The organism is Salinisphaera sp. RV14, assembly GCF_052044135.1.
In the GTDB taxonomy this organism is placed as follows: domain Bacteria; phylum Pseudomonadota; class Gammaproteobacteria; order Nevskiales; family Salinisphaeraceae; genus Salinisphaera.
This window is the reverse complement of sequence record NZ_JBQDYF010000012.1, coordinates 13665-29491: the sequence shown is the minus strand read 5'-3', so window position 1 is coordinate 29491 and position 15827 is coordinate 13665. Positions and strand designations below refer to the sequence as shown.

Annotated in this window: 15 protein-coding genes and 1 tRNA gene; 9 read left to right on the top strand and 7 right to left on the bottom strand. The window is 65.5% G+C overall.

Annotated features, from left to right (window positions below):
- The first annotated feature begins 254 nt into the window (after positions 1 to 254).
- The 7 genes from ACS8Y6_RS12555 (at position 255) to ACS8Y6_RS12525 (ending at position 6885) form a co-directional block, all read left to right on the top strand.
- Positions 255 to 1649, top strand: coding sequence for a DNA recombination protein RmuC (locus tag ACS8Y6_RS12555; RefSeq protein ID WP_440848998.1), 1395 nt, complete (start codon positions 255 to 257; stop codon positions 1647 to 1649).
- Complete coding sequence (gene moeB, locus ACS8Y6_RS12550) at positions 1646 to 2752, top strand: molybdopterin-synthase adenylyltransferase MoeB (protein WP_440848997.1); 1107 nt, start codon at positions 1646 to 1648, stop codon at positions 2750 to 2752. The genes ACS8Y6_RS12555 and moeB overlap by 4 nt, the downstream gene beginning before the upstream one ends.
- 104 nt (positions 2753 to 2856) lie before the next feature.
- On the top strand, positions 2857 to 4566 hold the full coding sequence (locus ACS8Y6_RS12545; protein ID WP_440848996.1) for a carbon starvation CstA family protein: 1710 nt from the start codon (positions 2857 to 2859) through the stop codon (positions 4564 to 4566).
- On the top strand, positions 4563 to 4988 hold the full coding sequence (locus ACS8Y6_RS12540) for a hypothetical protein (RefSeq protein ID WP_440848995.1): 426 nt from the start codon (positions 4563 to 4565) through the stop codon (positions 4986 to 4988). Before ACS8Y6_RS12545 ends, ACS8Y6_RS12540 begins: the two co-directional genes overlap by 4 nt.
- A 44-nt stretch (positions 4989 to 5032) precedes the next feature.
- Positions 5033 to 5296: a cory-CC-star protein gene (locus ACS8Y6_RS12535; RefSeq protein WP_109993867.1), complete on the top strand. Its 264-nt coding sequence runs from the start codon at positions 5033 to 5035 to the stop codon at positions 5294 to 5296.
- Positions 5296 to 6261 carry an ArsA family ATPase gene (locus ACS8Y6_RS12530; RefSeq protein ID WP_440849073.1) on the top strand — a complete coding sequence of 322 codons (966 nt, stop codon included), beginning with the start codon at positions 5296 to 5298 and terminating at the stop codon, positions 6259 to 6261. Before ACS8Y6_RS12535 ends, ACS8Y6_RS12530 begins: the two co-directional genes overlap by 1 nt.
- An 87-nt stretch (positions 6262 to 6348) precedes the next feature.
- Positions 6349 to 6885: a hypothetical protein gene (locus ACS8Y6_RS12525; protein WP_440855690.1), complete on the top strand. Its 537-nt coding sequence runs from the start codon at positions 6349 to 6351 to the stop codon at positions 6883 to 6885.
- A 26-nt stretch (positions 6886 to 6911) separates the two neighbouring features.
- On the opposite strand, the gene ACS8Y6_RS12520 is transcribed toward ACS8Y6_RS12525, so the two are convergent.
- Positions 6912 to 6987, bottom strand: a tRNA-Gly gene (locus ACS8Y6_RS12520).
- 97 nt (positions 6988 to 7084) lie between these two features.
- Here ACS8Y6_RS12520 and ACS8Y6_RS12515 point away from each other — a divergent pair.
- Both ACS8Y6_RS12515 and ACS8Y6_RS12510 read left to right on the top strand, forming a co-directional pair.
- A complete protein-coding gene (locus ACS8Y6_RS12515) occupies positions 7085 to 7981 on the top strand; it encodes a TIGR01777 family oxidoreductase (protein ID WP_440848993.1) in 897 nt (298 codons plus the stop codon).
- A 3-nt stretch (positions 7982 to 7984) separates the two neighbouring features.
- Entirely contained in the window at positions 7985 to 9400 is a 1416-nt protein-coding gene (locus tag ACS8Y6_RS12510; protein ID WP_440855689.1) for an FAD-binding oxidoreductase, read from the top strand.
- A gap of 80 nt (positions 9401 to 9480) precedes the next feature.
- On the opposite strand, the gene nuoN is transcribed toward ACS8Y6_RS12510, so the two are convergent.
- From nuoN to nuoI, 6 genes are read right to left on the bottom strand one after another with little or no spacing between them, the layout of a single operon-like run.
- Positions 9481 to 10938, bottom strand: coding sequence for an NADH-quinone oxidoreductase subunit NuoN (gene nuoN, locus ACS8Y6_RS12505; RefSeq protein ID WP_440848991.1), 1458 nt, complete (start codon positions 10936 to 10938; stop codon positions 9481 to 9483).
- A 12-nt stretch (positions 10939 to 10950) separates the two neighbouring features.
- Complete coding sequence (nuoM, locus tag ACS8Y6_RS12500) at positions 10951 to 12483, bottom strand: NADH-quinone oxidoreductase subunit M (RefSeq protein ID WP_440855688.1); 1533 nt, start codon at positions 12481 to 12483, stop codon at positions 10951 to 10953.
- Between the two features lie 12 nt (positions 12484 to 12495).
- Positions 12496 to 14346: an NADH-quinone oxidoreductase subunit L gene (nuoL, locus tag ACS8Y6_RS12495; RefSeq protein WP_440848989.1), complete on the bottom strand. Its 1851-nt coding sequence runs from the start codon at positions 14344 to 14346 to the stop codon at positions 12496 to 12498.
- On the bottom strand, positions 14343 to 14651 hold the full coding sequence (gene nuoK, locus ACS8Y6_RS12490) for an NADH-quinone oxidoreductase subunit NuoK (RefSeq protein ID WP_424819076.1): 309 nt from the start codon (positions 14649 to 14651) through the stop codon (positions 14343 to 14345). Before nuoK ends, nuoL begins: the two co-directional genes overlap by 4 nt.
- Positions 14651 to 15205: an NADH-quinone oxidoreductase subunit J gene (nuoJ, locus tag ACS8Y6_RS12485; protein WP_440848988.1), complete on the bottom strand. Its 555-nt coding sequence runs from the start codon at positions 15203 to 15205 to the stop codon at positions 14651 to 14653. Before nuoJ ends, nuoK begins: the two co-directional genes overlap by 1 nt.
- 15 nt (positions 15206 to 15220) lie before the next feature.
- Positions 15221 to 15769, bottom strand: a complete 549-nt coding sequence (gene nuoI / locus ACS8Y6_RS12480) for an NADH-quinone oxidoreductase subunit NuoI (RefSeq protein ID WP_440848987.1) — start codon at positions 15767 to 15769, stop codon at positions 15221 to 15223.
- Between the last annotated feature and the right edge of the window lie 58 nt (positions 15770 to 15827).

The window sequence follows — 15827 nt, the reverse complement described above, 5'->3', positions numbered from 1 at the left end:
TTATCCGCGGATTAACGCAGAACTAGGCAGGTCGAAGACGGACGATTCAACGGTGTGCACATCTTGCCGCGATTGCTCCCTCGGCTGTTTATGCTCTGCTTCGTCCTTTCCCGTCGGTGCGCCGACGACCTCTGCCGGCGGCCCGTTCAAACGGAATCGGGCTCAACTTCGGGAAAGTCCCGCTGCGTCGCGGTCTGGCGATCGCGCGGTTTAGAATCCACCGATTATCCAAGATCGAATGGCGTGGAAATGATATGACCGATGGCGCCTGGCTTACGCTGACGATTGCTTTTCTGGTTGGCGCCGCACTTGGCGGGCTGATCGCCCTGCTGGTGGCACGCGCGAACCGTGCGGGGCTGGTTTCGAAGCTTGAGGCGCTCGAACGCGATGATGCAGCGCGCGGCGCCTCGCTGGAAAAAGCCCATGCGGAACTGGCGAATGCGCGTAGCGAGAATGCGCGTCTCGCCGAACGGATCGAGGCCGAGCAGCGTCACGCCGAGGACAAGCTGGCCACGCTCACCCAGGCGCGCGAGCAGATGGCGCACCAGTTCAAAACACTCTCGCAGGAGATCCTCGACGAAAAGGCCAAGGCCTTCAACGAATCCAGCAAGGCCAGCCTGGAGCCGTTGATCAATCCGCTGCGCGAGCATATCGGGCGCTTCGAGAAGCAGGTCAAGGAAGCCTATGACGTCGAGAACCGGCAGCGTTCCGCGCTCGCGCAGCAGATCAGGATGCTGGAAGAGTCGAACAAGGCGATCGCCGAGGACGCGACCAATTTGACCAAGGCGCTGCGCGGCGAGTCCAAGACCCAGGGCAACTGGGGCGAGATGATCCTGGAGACGGTGCTGGAGCGCTCCGGGCTGGAAAAAGGCGTGCAATACGAGACGCAGTTTCATAGCACCACCGAAGAGGGCAAACGCCAGTTGCCGGATGCGGTGGTGCATCTGCCGGAGTCGCGCTCGCTCGTGATCGACTCCAAGGTCTCGCTCACCGCCTATCTGCGGGTGCAGGAAGCCGAGGATGAAAACGCGCGCCGCACCGCGCTGGCCGAACACATCACCTCCGTGCGGCGCCATCTCAAGCAGTTGTCGGAAAAGAAGTATCAAGGCATCGATGCGATTCGGACGCTGGACTACGTGTTCATGTTCGTGCCGTCCGAGGCAGCCTATGTCGAAGCGCTGCGCGGTGATTTCGGCCTGCAGCGCGAAGCGCTCGATGCGAACATCGCGCTGGTGTCGCCGACCACGCTCATGCCGATGCTGCGCGCGGTGGAGAATCTGTGGCGGCTGGACAAACAGGAGAAAAACGCCGAGGCCATCGCCGATCGTGCCGGCACGCTGTATGACAAGTTCGTCGGTTTCATTACCGATCTGGACAAGGTCTCGCGCAATCTGGAAACCGTGAACAAGTCGTTCGCCGAGGCCCGCAACAAGCTCACCGACGGCCGCGGCAATCTGGTGCGCCAGGCCGAGATGCTGCGGGCGATGGGGGCGAATACATCGAAACAGGCGCCCAAGGCCTGGCGCGAAGCCGGCCAGCTCGGCGCCGACCGGGCGGCCGGGGAGGCGGACGATCCCGATGCGGCGCTGGATCGGCTCGAGGCGGATGAGGCGATCAGCGACGACGAAACCACGGGAGCCAAGTCATGAGTCCATCCATTCGCGAACGACTCGCCGCCCTGCGCGAATCCATGCCGCCGATCGACCCGGCCGAGGCCGATCGTCTGCGTGCGGCCGGCGCCTGGCTGGTCGATATCCGTGAGGCGGACGAGATTGCCCAGGGCACGCCGGTGGGCGCCAGGCCGCTCGGGCGTGGCTTTCTGGAAATGCGGCTGGAATCCGAGGGCGCGGCGGCCGACGACACGATTCTGTTGTTGTGCGCTTCGGGCTCGCGTTCGTTGCTGGCCGCCGAGCAACTGCATCAGCTCGGTTACACCGACGTGCGCTCGGTGGCGGGCGGCTTCGATGCCTGGAAGGATGCGGGGTTGGCCTTCGAGACGCCGGCCATGCTCGATGCCGGCGACCGCGCGCGCTATGCGCGCCAGCTCACCTTGCCCGAGGTCGGCGAGGCCGGGCAGTCGAAGCTGCGCGATGCCCGGGTGCTGGTGATCGGCGCCGGTGGGTTGGGCAGCCCGGCGGCCTTGTATCTGGCCGCGGCCGGGGTCGGGCATCTGGCGATCGTCGATCACGATACGGTCGATCGCTCCAACCTGCATCGCCAGATCCTGCATCGGGACGCCAGCGTCGGCCAGCCCAAGGTGCGTTCGGCGCATGCCACGCTTACCGCGCTCAACCCGGCGATCGAGATCGCGCCCGTTCAGGCACGGGTTTCGGCCGATAACGCGGCGGAACTGGTTGCAGGCTACGATCTGGTGATCGACGGCTCGGACAATTTCGCCGCGCGCTATGCGGTCAACGACGCCTGCGTGGCCGCGGGCATCGCGCTGGTCTACGGCGCGGTCGAGCGCTTCAATGGGCAGGTCGGGGTTTTTCCGGCCGGCGGGCGGCCCTGTTATCGCTGCCTGTTCGCCGAAGCGCCCCCGGCCGGCAGCGCGCCGACCTGTGCCGAGGCCGGCGTGATCGGCGCGGTGCCCGGTCTCGTGGGCACGCTGCAGGCACTGGAAGCGATCAAGTTATTGGTGGGCATGGCCGACACGCTGTCCGGCAAGCTGCTGTCGCTGGATGTGCGAACGCAGCGCTGGCGCACGATGTCGCTGCCGGCCAATCCCCAATGCCCGGTCTGTGCGGGCTGAAAACAGCGGGCTACGACATAAGTCGAATGTCAGTGCCTAGGTAGCGGTCGTTACCATTATTGTATTCCGTTGTATCCATTGTTTCGGCCGTCGGGGGACCGCGCATGCCGGCTTTCTATTTGATCGTGATAACGCTGGGGGCCTTTTACCTGGGCTACCGCTTCTACTCCCGGTATCTGGCCGAGCGCGTCTATGCGCTGGACCCGGACTTCAAGACGCCGTCGCACGAGTTGTCGGACGGGGTCGATTTCGTACCGACCAACAAACACATCCTGCTGGGCCACCACTTCACGGCGGTGGCCGGGGCGGCCCCGATCGTCGGGCCGGCGATCGCGGTCTACTGGGGCTGGCTGCCGGCGATCGCCTGGGTGATCCTGGGCACGATATTCGGTGCCGGCGTGCACGATTTCGGCGCCATCGTGACTTCCGCGCGTAATCGTGGCCAGAATATCGGCACGCTGTCCGGCAAGGTCATCAGCGCGCGCGCCAGCACGTTGTTCCTGCTGATCATCTTCTTCCTGCTGACGCTGGTGAACGCGGTGTTCGGCGTGGTGATGGCCATCCTGTTCGAAGCACACCCGGGCTCGGTGATCCCGGCCGTGATCGTGATCCCGATCGCGATGTGCATCGGCCAATGGGTGTATCGCATGAAGGGCGCGGTGCTGATTCCGTCGATCATCGGGCTGGTTCTGTTGTATGCGGCGATCCCGATCGGCCAGATGTACCCGATTCATGTCGACGGCCTGGCCCACCTGGTGGGGCTGTCGGTGCGCACGACCTGGGTAATCCTCATTTTCGCCTACACCTGGTTCGCCTCGCGCCTGCCGGTGTGGTTGCTGCTGCAGCCGCGCGACTACATCAACGGTCAGCAGTTGCTGGTCGCACTCGCGGTGATCTTCGCCGGCGTGATCGTCGGTTGGGACCAGATCACGGCGCCGGCGGTGAACCACGTGGCCGAGGGCACCAAGCAGTGGTTCCCGTATCTGTTCATCACCATCGCCTGCGGCGCGATCTCGGGTTTCCATAGCCTGGTCGCCTCGGGCACCACGTCCAAACAGATCGACAAGGAAACCGATGCCCGCTACATCGGCTACTGCGGGGCGCTGGGCGAGGGTTCGCTGGCGCTGGCCGCGATCCTGGCCTGCACCGCCGGGCTCGGTTCGGCGGCGGACTGGAACACAGCCTATTCCAGCTTTGGCGCGGCGTCGGGCGGGGCGCTCGGGCATTTCGTCGATGGTGTCGGGCATTTCCTGGCCAATCTCGGCATCGATGCCCAGCTGGGCGCCTCGTTCGCCGTGGTCGTGGTAGTGACCTTCGCCGGCACCACCATGGATACCGGCGTGCGCCTGCAGCGCTACATCCTGGAAGAGATCGCCGAACTGGCCGGCTTTCGGGCCCTGGTTGGCAAGACCACCATCCTGACCACGCTGGCCGTGCTGATTCCGTTGGCGCTGGCCCTGGTGCCGGGAGGCAACGGCGCCGGCGGCAAGGGCTTTGCCTTCGGCCAGCTCTGGACACTGTTCGGCACCACCAACCAGCTCACGGCGGGGCTGGCCCTGTCGGTGATCAGCGTCTGGGTGATGTCGCGCAATCGCAATCCGCTGGCTGCCCTCGTACCGCTGACCTTCCTGCTGTTCATGACCAGCTGGGCGCTGCTGCTCAACCTCGTCTCCTTTCTCAAGGAAGGCAGCTGGATGTTGTTGATCATGGATGCCGGGATCGCGGTACTCACCGCCTGGCTCATCGTGGAAGCGGTCACCGCGCTCAATCGCCAGCGGGGCGAACGTCGTGCCGGGGTGCCCAACGAGGCATGAGCATCGGTACCGGACATCGCTTGATCCTCGTGCGCGAGCAGGACGCCCAGCACAGTGGCTCGGGCTGCTGCGGGCGGCTCGGTGAGGCGCATACCGACCTCGGTGGCGCGGCCGACTACGCGCACAGCCGGGCGGTGATGGAATCGGTCGGCACGGTCTACCGGCGCCTGCGCGACGCGGCGCCGGGGTTGGTCATCGATGTGGTCGACCCGCGCAACACGGTGTGGCTGTATCCGGCGGTCTGGCGCGCGTCGCGTCGGGCCGGGCGCGGTGTCGGCGCCTCGCTGAAAAGCCTGTCGCGCGCGGGCGCCGCGGCCGCCATCGTGCTCGACGGTGAGGTGTTGTACTCGGGCGCGTTGCCGCCGCCCGAAACGATTGTCGCCGCGGTGATGGCACAGTTGCACGATTCCCGCGCGGCCTGAGGGTCGCTGGCGGTTCCATTCCCGAAAGATCCAGCGGAGGCCGCATGGCGGACGACAAGAGTCTTTGGCGCCGCATCAACGATTATCACGACCAGCTGTTCGTGGCCCCCTGGCGGGCGAGCATCGCACGCGAGGCCCGCAAGGAAGAGGACGTGCTCGTGGCGCTGTTGTTCCTGGAAGCGCTGGGTATTCCCGGCCCCGCCGACTACTTCGCGCTGGAACTCTACCCGGATCTGATCGAGGCGTTTCATCGCTGGCACCAGCGCATGGGCATGGAGACATTCCCCGAAGCCGGGGTGTGCTGCTGATGGCGCACGACCACGACCACCACGAACCCACGCGCTTCTTTCTGTTCGGCGGCAAGGGCGGCGTCGGCAAGACCACGCTGGCGGCGGCGCATGCGCTGCGCCTGGCCGCGGCCGGCGAGCGCACGCTGCTGGTCTCCACCGATCCGGCCCATTCGGTGTCGGATCTGCTGGGCACGAAGCTGGGCGACGCGCCCACGGTTGCCGGCGACCATCTCTGGGCCATGGAAATCGACCCGACCGCCGACGCCGAGCGCTATGTGGATTCGATTCGCGAGGACGCGCGCGAGGCGGTCTCCAAGGCGGTGCTGCCGGCCCTGGATCGCCATCTCAAGCTGGCGGTGCAGGCACCGGGCACCGCGGAGTCGGCGCTGTTCGATCGCTTCACTCGCCTGATGGATGCCGCGCCCGGCGATTACGACCGCATCGTGTTCGATACCGCGCCCACCGGGCATACACTGCGGCTGCTCACCCTGCCGTCGATGCTGGGTGCCTGGGTCGAAGGGCTGGCCGGCCAGCGGGCCAAGGTGAACCGGCTGCAGGGCATGTGGCGTTCCATGGCCGGTGTGTCGGAGCCGGATCGCGACGATCGGGTGCTGTCGCGTCTGCGCCAGCGCGCCGAGCGGTTCGCGCGGTCACGCCAGCGTCTGCATCGAGAGGCCCTGTTTCATCCGGTGTTACTGGCCGAGCGTCTGCCGATCGAGGAAACCGTGCGTCTCATCGCCCAGCTCGAAGAGGCGGGCATTCCGGTCGGCGAACTGTTCGTGAATCGACTCTGGCCGGCCGATACCGACAGCGCCTTCGTTGCCGAACGGGTGGCCCAGCAGAACGAGTACCTGGACGAGATCCGCGAACGTTTCGCCGTACACGCCCTGGTCGAAGTGGCCCAGAGCGCTCGCGATATCGTGGGCCGGGAACAGCTGGAACAACTGGCGGACCAGCTGCCGGGGCCGAACATCGCGCCGTGACCGGCGTGAAAATCGGGCGGCGCGCTGGCGAACCGGCTGCGTTGCCGCTAGCCTTGCGCGATGAACCGAGTCGCTAGCCCCGTGTCCTTGTCCCGATTGACTTGGCGAGTACGCCTGCCGATCCTCGCCATCGCGGTGGTGTTGTCGGTCGCCGGCTGCGCCGGCCTGCCCACGCAGGGGTTCGTCTCGCCAGGTGCTGCCCACACCCATTACGACGGTTTCCTGGCCTACGCCGCGTTCAGCGACCTCGCGGTCGAGGGGGCCTACGAAAAAGCCCTGTGCCGTCATTTGCTGTCGGCGGGGCATGCCTGCGACACCATGCTCCAGGCCGCGCCGCCGACGCGGCCGCAGAATGGCGATAGCCGGCATCGGGCCGCCTTGAACAGCGGCGCACAGGCGATCGTGGTCATCGAGCTGGCGGATCCGAAAGCCGCATCGCGCCGTATTCTCGATGACGGCCGAATCGGCTACCGCGTGAGTTTGATCGACGCGAAGACCCAGAAGGTGATGGCAAGATTCGCCATCGACGATGGCCGCTCGCGGCATCTGTCGAGCCGGGCCGACGCGCTGGCCGCGGCTGTCGTACACGCGCTCAAGCAACGGCAACTGCTCACCCGGCGATAGACGGACGGGTCGGCCAAGGCATTGAATGGAGCGGCGGACGAGATTCGAACTCGCGACCTCGACCGTGGGAGGGTCGCGCTCTACCAACTGAGCTACCGCCGCACGCTTGCCATTAGACCCGCGTTGGGCGGCACAATGCAAGCGGATTCTCATGATCCGGAACGTCGGCGCGCGCAGCGCCCTTCAGGAGCAGCGACGCATGAACAACGTACTCATCACCGGCGGCACCGGCTTCATCGGCCGGCACCTGGTTACTGATCTTCTGGCCGATGGCTGGACGGTGGAAGTATTGACGCGCGATGCGGCAAAAGCACGACGCGTGCTGCCCGCCAGCGTCGTGCCGGTCGAATCGTTGGCGCAGGCGAGCGAGCCGCGCGCGGTGATCAACCTCGCCGGCGAGAATCTGGCCGCCGGGCGTTGGACCGAGGCGCGCAAGCGCGAGATGCGCGAAAGTCGGCTTTCGGTTACGCGGGATCTCGTGGATTTCATCGGTCGATGCCACACAAAGCCGGACGTGCTGATCAGCGGCTCGGCGGTCGGGTTTTATGGCGCACGTGGCGATGACGTGCTGGACGAAAGCGAGCCGGCGGGCCACGAGTTCCAGTCGCGGCTCTGTGCCGACTGGGAAGGCGAAGCCGCGCGGGCGCGCGATGAATACGGTGTGCGCGTCTGCTTCATCCGGACCGGGATCGTGCTTGGGAAGAACGAAGGCGCGCTGGCGCAGATGATCACGCCGTTCAAGTTCGGTCTGGGCGGGCATTTCGGTAGCGGCCGCCAGTACATGCCCTGGATTCATGTTCGCGACGAGGTCGGCGCGATTCGCTTTCTGATGCGCGAGACGAGCTGTCAGGGTGCCTACAATCTCACGGCGCCGAAGCCGGTGACCAATCGCGTTTTCACCCGGACGTTGGCGCGCGTTCTGCACCGGCCCTCGTTTGCCTGGGTGCCGGGCCCGGCGTTGAAAGCCATGGTCGGCGAAATGGCGCGTCTGCTGCTGACCGGGCAGCGGGCGGTGCCACGCGCGTTGGAATCGGCCGGCTATGTGTTCGAGTATCCCGAACTCGAGGCGGCCTTGAATGATCTCGTGGGGCGCTGACCGATGAGCGAAACATTGATCACGGCGCTGGCCGAGGTGGTCGGCGCCGAGCAGGTCATCGTCGAAGGCGAGGCCGCCGCGCACTATCTCACCGAATGGCGAGGGGCGTTCGAGCCGCAGGCGGCGGCGATCGTGCGCCCGGCCAATGTCGACGAGGTGGCGCGCATCGTGACCGTGGCCGCGCGCTTCGACGCCGCGATCGTGCCGCAGTCCGGTAATACCGGCACGGTCGGTGGATCCGCGGCGGACGATCCGCGACGGCAGGTGATTCTCAGCCTCGAGCGTCTGGATCATATCCGGGAGATCGATGCCGACAACGCCACGATGACGGTCGAGGCGGGTTGCACGCTGGCGGATGCGCAGCGTGCCGCGGAGGCCGCCGGTTTCTATCTACCGATTCAACTCGCGTCGAGCGAGCGCTGTCGTATCGGTGGCAATCTCGCGACCAACGCCGGCGGGCTCAATGTCGTGCACTACGGCAACACGCGCGATCGCGTGTTGGGGCTGGAAGTCGTGCTGGCGGACGGGCGCGTCTGGGACAATCTCACCGGGCTGCGCAAGGACAATAGCGGTTACGATCTGAACGACGTGTTCGTCGGCTCCGAAGGCACGCTCGGCATCATGACAGCCGCCGTGCTGGAACTGGCAGACCCGCCACGGCAACGTGCCGTCGCATTCTGCGCGCTGGCGGATGTGGCCGCGGGCGTGCGTCTGGCCGCGCGCCTGCGGCGCGACACCGGCCAGCACGTCGTCGGTTGCGAACTGATCTCGGCCCAGGCGCTCGAGCTGGCCTGTGATTATTCCGTCGATTGCCGTGTGCCGTTTGCCACACGCGCCGACTGGTATCTGCTGGTCGAGGTGGCCATCTCGGCTGCTGGCGACTGGCTCGCCGCGACCTGTAGAGATACGCTGCGACATGCCACGACGGAAGGGGATATCGTCGATCACGTACTCGGCGAGACGCCCGAAGCGATGGCGGACTTATGGCGCCTGCGTACGTCGATCCCGCCGGCCCAGACCGCGGCCGGGGCCTCGATCAAGCATGATATTTCGCTGCCGGTGTCGAAGTTACCAGCGTTCATTGCCGACATGACACCGCGACTGCATGCCGCCGTACCGGATATCCGGCCGTGCGTGTTCGGCCATGTGGGCGACGGAAATCTGCACTTCAACCTGACGCGGCCACGGGCGATGGAAGACGCCGAGTTCCGGCGCCATGAAGCCGAGTTGCATCGCCTGGTTCACGATCGGGTCGCCGCCATGCGCGGCTCCATCGCCGCCGAGCACGGGGTGGGGCGGTTGAAGGTCGATGAGATCGTGCGTCTCAAGCCGGCGGTCGAGATCGACATGCTGCGCGCGCTCAAGGCCGCGTTCGACCCGCATAACCGGCTCAACCCGGGGGCGGTCGTTCGAATCTGATCGGTCGTTGCCTGCTGACGAGCGCGCATGAAAAAGCCCGCGTTCGCGGGCTTTTTCATGCGTATCGATGCGCTCGCGTATCAGCCGATGCCGGCGATGCTCGAAGCGCCGACCAGATCGATCAGCCAGGTCGGGTAGATGCCGACGATGATCGTCACCGCCGCCAGCAGCCAGATCACGACGGTGCCGGCCGTCTGGCCCATACCGCCGGTGGCCGGCTCGCGTGCGTCGGCCGGGCGTTCCATGAACAGCAGAGCCATCACGCGCAGGTAGTAGAACAGGCCGATGCCGCTGCCGATGATGATGCCGGCGACCAGCCACCACAGACCGGCGGCGACCGCCACCGACAGAATGTAGAACTTCCCGATGAAGCCCATGGTCAGCGGGATGCCGGCCAGCGAGAGCATCATGATCGCCATCGATACCGCCAGGATCGGACGCTTCCAGTACAGGCCGCGATAATGGTCGAGGTGGGCTGCATCGCGCCCGGCGAACGGGCTGGAGACCAGCGAGACCACACCGAAAGCGCCCAGCGTGGTGCCGACGTAGGTCGCCAGATACACGCCGGTGGCCTCGATCGACAGCGGGATGCCGGCGACGATCACGGTCAGCAGATAACCGATGTGGGCGATCGACGAGTAACCCAGAATGCGCTTGATATTGGTCTGGCGCAGGGCCAGCAGGTTGCCGGCGAACATCGACAGGAAGGCGATCACGCCCACCAGTGTCAGCAGCCAGGGATCGTGGGCCACCGGCGCAAGGAAGAAGAAGCGCATCAGCAGGGCGAACACCGCTGTCTTGCTGACCGTCGCGAGGAAGGTCGACACCGGCGCGGGAGCGCCTTCGTAGACGTCGGGTGTCCAGACGTGGAAGGGCACGAGCGACAGCTTGAAGGTGAGCGCGACCAGGATCATGCCCACGCCCATCAGCACCCAGGCGTGGCCGGGAGCGCCCGACTGCAGGGCGACAGCCAGGCCTTCATAGTCCAGATGGCCCGAGGCCGCGTACAGCAGCGCCATGCCGAACAGCAGGAACGAGGAGGCGGCGCCGGAGAGCACCATGTACTTGAAGCCGGCTTCCAGCGACTGCCGTTCGCGGTAGGTGTAGGCGATCATGCCGTACAGCGGCACCGACAGCAGTTCCAGGCCGATGAACAGCGAGGCGAAGTGACGGCTGGCGACCAGCGCCATGCCGCCGAGCACCGACGATGCGACGAGGATATAGAACTCCTCGCGATTGTCGTCGAGCCCCTCGAAGTACGCGCCGGCAAAGGTACAGGTGGCGAGAGCCGCGACCAGAATCACCGCCCAGAAGAACACCGCGTAATCGTCGATGACGAACAGCGGCGTGACTTGGATCGGCGTGACCGCGAGCACGGCCAGCAGTGAGACCAGCGCCAGATTCAGCCCCACCACCGTGATGGCGACGGCCGAGCCGTGGTTGCGCTTGCAGGCGATGGCTGCCATCACGCCGATCACGGCGAGGCAGGTGAAAATCGGCGGCAGCACCGCGACCAGTTGGTTCCAGGTGTCGTTCATGTCAGCTATCGCTTAACTTGCCGAGGAGGCGGCCAGCCCCGTGGCGAACCAGTGGGAGACTTCGGTCATGGTGGTCTGCGAGACCGACAGTATGGTCTGCGGGAACAGACCGACGATCAGCGTGACCACGACCAGCGTCATCATGATGGTGTACTCGCGGGCACTCATGCGCGCGATGGTGTCCTCGCCGGACGGCGTGCCCCAGTACACCCGATGCATCAGGTACAGCGCATACACGGCCGCGAGAATCATGCCGCCGGAGGCGACCACCACCACCCACGGCCAGGCGGCGAACGCCCCGAACAGGATCAGGAATTCGCCGATGAAGTTGGCGGTCGCCGGCATGCCGAGCGAGGCCACAACGAAGATCAGCGCGAAGCCGGGCAGGGCGCCGAGGCGTCCGAACAAGCCGCCGAGCTGGCGCATGTCGCGGGTGCCCATGCGCTCGTAGAGCTGGCCGGCGAGAATGAACAGCGCGGCGGTCGATACGGCCGAGGCCACGACCTGAATCATCACGCCCTGCAGCGACAGCAGCGTGCCGGCATACAGGCCGACCAGGATGAAGCCCATGTGCGAGATGCTCGAATACGAGATCAGGCGCTTCATGTCGGTCTGGGCGAAGGCCATGACCGCGCCGTAGTAGATGCTGATCACGCCCAGCGCCAAGGCGATCGGTGCGAAGGCCGCGGAGGACTCCGGGAACAACGGCAGCGCCAGTCGCAGAAAGCCGTAGGCGGCGGTCTTGACCAGAATTCCGGACAGGTCGACCGCGCCCGAGGATGGCGAGTTGGCCTGGGCATCGGCCAGCCAGCCATGGAACGGCACCGCCGGCAGCTTCACCGCGAAGGCGATGAAGAAGCCGAGCATCAGCACCATGCCGAGGCCGCCGCCGAGCTGGGTGTTCAGCAGGGCGTTGTAGTTGAAGGTCAGGTGACCGCTCTGGGCGTAGTGCACGAACACCACGCCGAGAATCGACGCCAGCATCAACAGGCCACTGGCCTGGGTATAGATGAAGAACTTCACCGCGGCGCGGACATGGGAGGCGCGGTCGAACTCGCCGTGTCCCCAGAGCGCGATCAGGAAGTACATCGGGATCAGCATCAGTTCCCAGAAGAAGAAGTACAGGAACAGATCGATCGCCAGGAAGATGCCCATCACGCCGCCGAGCGTCCACATGAGATTCATGTGGAAGGCGCCCACGCGTTCGCGCACCTGGCTCCAGGAGCAGGCCACGGCCAGCATGCCGAGCAGGCTGGCCAGCAGCACCATGATCAACGACAGCCCGTCGACCGCCAGGTGGAAATCGATGCCGAAGGCCGGAATCCACGGCACGCTGATCTCGCGTTGCCAGTGCGGCGCGTTGCCGCCGAGCCCGGCCAGGGAGAAGTCGCCGGTGGCCCACAGCCACAGCGCCGGAATGAACACCAGCGCCATGGAGGCGAAAGCGATCCAGCGCGGTGCGGCGCCTTCGGAATTGCCGCGGCCGACGAGCCAGCACAGCGCGCCGCCGATGAAGGGGATGAATAATAGCCAGCAAAGGAGCATCGAATCGCCTTCTTATCCGAACATCAACACGGCCAGCAGCACGGCCGCACCGGCAAACATGACCATTGCATACCAACGCAGCCGGCCCGACTGGACCGCCGACAGCCCCGAGTTGCCGACCGAAGCCAGCCCGGGCACCACGTTCACGATCGCCTCGATCCAGTCGCGGCGATGGCCGCGCGCGACGCACAGGAAGGGCTGGACGAAGACCTTGTCGTACAGCCAGTCGAAGCCGAGCGCGCTGTGGAAGAACAGCCAGGTCTTGCGGCCCGGGCCGTCCTGGGTGGCCTGCGCGATCAGCTGGCGCTTGCCGAGGAACAGCGCCGCGGCCACGCCGAGGCCGACCAGCGCGACCACGCTCGAGATGATCTCGAACACGATCTCGATCCACGGATGGCCTTCGACTGCGCCCGAGGGCAGCACGCCGTCCAGGGGCTGATGGATCAGCGCGCCGACGAAGGTCGACAGCACGGCCAGGATCATCAGCGGCACGTGATGCGGGATACCGTGGCCGGGGTGGGCATGGGTCTTCTCTTCGCCGTGGAAGACGATGAAGATCATGCGGAAGGTGTAGATCGAGGTGATGAACGCGCCGATCAGGCCGAACAGCCACAGGATGCCATGCCCGTTGGCGACGGCGTCCCACAGGATCGCGTCCTTCGAGTAGAAGCCGGCGGTCACCAGCGGCAGCGCGGACAGCGCCGAGCCGCCGATGATCATCAGCCAGTAGTCCAGTTTCAGCGTCTTGCGCAGACCGCCCATCTTGAAGATGTTCTGCTCGTGGTGGCAGGCGATGATCACCGAACCCGCGGTCAGGAACAGCAGCGACTTGAAGAACGCATGGATCATCAGATGGAAGATGGCGGCCTGCCATGCGCCCACGCCGAGCGCCAGGAACATGTAGCCGATCTGGCTCATGGTCGAATAGGCGATCACGCGTTTGATATCGGTCTGGGCGGTGGCCGCCAGACCGGCGATGAGCAGGGTGACGCCGCCGATCACGCCGACCAGTTCCTGGATCGCCGGTGCCATCGCGAAGATGCCGTGCATGCGCGCGATCAGGTACACACCCGCCGTCACCATGGTGGCCGCGTGGATCAGCGCGGAGACCGGTGTCGGGCCGGCCATGGCATCCGCCAGCCAGGTCTGCAGCGGTAACTGGGCCGATTTGCCGCAGGCGCCCAGCAGGATCAACAGCGCCGCGATGTTGGCGGTGGCATCGCCCTGGCTCCAGACCTGCGGCGCGTCATGCAGCAGCGTCTGGATGTTGAGCGTGCCGAACACCGTGTACAGCAGGAACAGGCCAATGGCGAGGAATACATCGCCGATACGGGTGATGATGAAGGCCTTGAAGGCGGCCCAGGCATTGGCCGGGGTCTGGTAGTAGTAGCCGATCAGCAGATAGCTGCACAGGCCCACCCCTTCCCAGCCGAGGTACAGCAGCAGCAGGTTGTCGCCGAGTACGAGCAACAGCATCGCCACGATGAACAGGTTCATGTAGGCGAAGAACCGCGCCATGCCCGGCGAGCCTTCCAGGTCGTGGACCATGTACCAGGCGGCGAACCAGTGGATCAGAAAGCCTACGCCGGTGATCACGCCCATCATGGTGATGGACAGGCCGTCCAGGTAGAGACCGAAGTTGATGTGGAAGTCGCCCACGGCGATCCACTGCCACAGCGTCTGGACGTACGGATAACCGCCGTTGGCGCCCCAGAACACCATCACCAGCGCGGTGACCAGCGCGGCGAGGCCGACCGAGGCCGCGCCGATGGTACGGGCCGCGTTGTCGGCCATGCGCGGGAACAGGGAGAGCGCAATGGCGCCGGCCAGGGGAAAGACTAGGGTCAGGACTAGAAGATTCATCCGTGCATCTCGCTGGCTGCGTCGATGTCGATCGTGCGGAAACGCTTGTACAGCTGGAGCAGCAGGCCCAGGCCGATGGAGGCCTCGGCGCCGGCCAGTGCAATGATCAGAATGAACATCGCGTTGCCGTCGGCGGCCTGCCAGTGGGCCCCGGCGACGATGAAGGCCAGGCCCGTGGCGTTCAGCATGATTTCCAGGCTCATGAGGATGAACAGCGTGTTACGCCGCACCACCAGTCCGGTCAGGCCGGCGATGAACAGCAGCGCGGCCAGCCCCATGCCGTATTGAATGGGAAGTCCCGTCATTATTGTTCCCCTGCCTCGGTGGTCTCGCGATCGCCGTGCTCGGCTTTCCAGCGGGCCTCGTTGCGCTCGTCACGGCCGATGTGGATGGCAACGACCAGGGCGGCGAGCAGCAGGAAGGCGGCCAGCTCGACCACCAGCACATAGGGGCCGAACAGGGTCGAACCGACAGCGTTGGCCGAAAGCGGTGTGCCGTTGATGCCGCCGATCGCGCCGCCGACGGTTATCGACCAGACCATGGCGACGAGCAGGATGGCGGCGAACACCGACGGGCCGACCCACAGCTTGGGCCGCAGCCAGTGACGTTCGCGCTCGACCGTCTCCTGGTTGAGATTGAGCATCATCACCACGAAAACGAACAGCACCATCACGGCGCCGGCATAGACCACGACCTCGAGCGTGGCCGCGAACGCGGCGCCCAGGGCATAGAAGTCGATGGCGACGGCCAGCAACGACGTGATCAGATAGAGCAGGGCATGCACGGGGTTCGAACAGGTGATGGTCCGAAGGGTCGCGGCGAGGGCCACGATGCCGGCGATGAAGAATGTAATTTCCACGACGATCCCCTTGGCTTACGGCAGCAGCGTCTTGATATCGACCGGCGCGGCCTCGTTCTCGGCCTCGCCCTTGTCCTTGCCGCCGACCGACATGCCGGCCACCCGGTAGAAGTTGTAGCCGGGGCGCTTGCCGACGCCCGAGATCAGCAGATCGGACTTCTCGTAGACCATGTTCTGACGATCGAATTCGCCCATCTCGAAATCCGGGGTGAGCTGGATCGCGTAGGTCGGGCAGGCGTCCTCGCAATAGCCGCAGTAGATGCAGCGCGAGAAGTTGATCCGGAACGTCTCCGGATACCAGCGGCCGGCTTCGTCCTCGGTCTTGACCACGCTGATGCAGTCGACCGGGCAGGCCACCGAGCACAGGTTGCAGGCGACACAACGCTCGGCGCCGTCGGGGTCGCGGGTGAGCACGATGCGGCCGCGATAGCGCGGCGGCAGATAGGGCTTTTCCTCCGGATACAGGACCGTGTCCCGCTTGCGGAAGGAATGCATGAACGTCATGCCGATCGTGCGGAGCACGCTCGACGTGGCGGAGAAGGCGTTCTGTGCGGCGTTTTTCATAAACGACTCGTTGCAAACACGTTGTACGACCGGCAGCGCGGGCGGCGCCGGCGTCTCA